General features: G+C 47.9%; 1 protein-coding gene. It reads left to right on the top strand.

Annotated features, from left to right (window positions below; all coding sequences use genetic code 11):
* Positions 1 to 804 (top strand): hypothetical protein (locus tag K5Q73_RS21905; protein ID WP_220766190.1); only part of this gene is annotated, 804 nt, incomplete at both ends.

Genomic DNA, 804 nt, shown 5'->3' on the forward strand with positions numbered 1-804 from the left:
AGGGGAGAAAGGGAGAAAAAGAAAAGAGAGAAACAAACGAAAAAAAGAAAAAGGAAAAAGAAGGAAAGGGGAAAAAAGGAAAAGAAGGGGAAGGAGAGAGGGAGGGAAAAGGAGGAAGGGAAAGAAAGGGGAAGGAGAAGGGAGAAAGAAAGGAGAAAGAAAAGGAAAAAAAAAGGAAAAGAAAGAGAGGGGAAGAGAGAAAGAAAGAAGAGAGGAAGAGAGGGAGGGAAAGGGAAAGGAAAGAAGGGAGGAAGAGGAAGAGAGGAGGAAGGAGAAAGGGGAAAGAAGGAGGAGAAAGGAGAAAAAGAGAAAGGAGGGGAAGAAGGAGAGAGAAAAGAGGAAGGGAAAAAGAAAGAAAAGGGGAAAGAAGGAAGGGAAGAAAAGAGGGAGAGGGGAGAGAGGGGGAGAAGGGAAAAAAAAGGAAGAAAGAAAAAAAAAGGGAGAGGGGGAAGAGAGAAAGGGAAAGGGAGGGGGGAAGGGGAAGGGGAAAGAAAGAGAGAAAAGAGAAGAGAGGAGGGAGAAAAGGGGGGGAGAGAAGGGAAAGGGGGAAAAGAGAAGGAGAAGAGGGAAGGGAGGAGGAAGAAAAGAGGGAGGGGAAGAAGAAAAGGAAAGAGAGGGGAAAAAAGGGGAGAAAAGAGAGGGAAAAAAAGAGGGAAAGAAGGAAGGGAGGAGGGAGGGGAAAAGGGGAAGGAAGAAGGAAAAGAGAGGAGAAAAGGGAAGGAAGGGGGGGGGGAGAAAGGGGGAAGGGAGGGGGGGAAAGAGGAGGGAAGGGGAGAGAGTGAGAGTGAAAACCGATACAAGGGG

This window comes from Shewanella sp. MBTL60-112-B2 (assembly GCF_019655055.1).
In the GTDB taxonomy this organism is placed as follows: Bacteria; Pseudomonadota; Gammaproteobacteria; order Enterobacterales; family Shewanellaceae; genus Shewanella.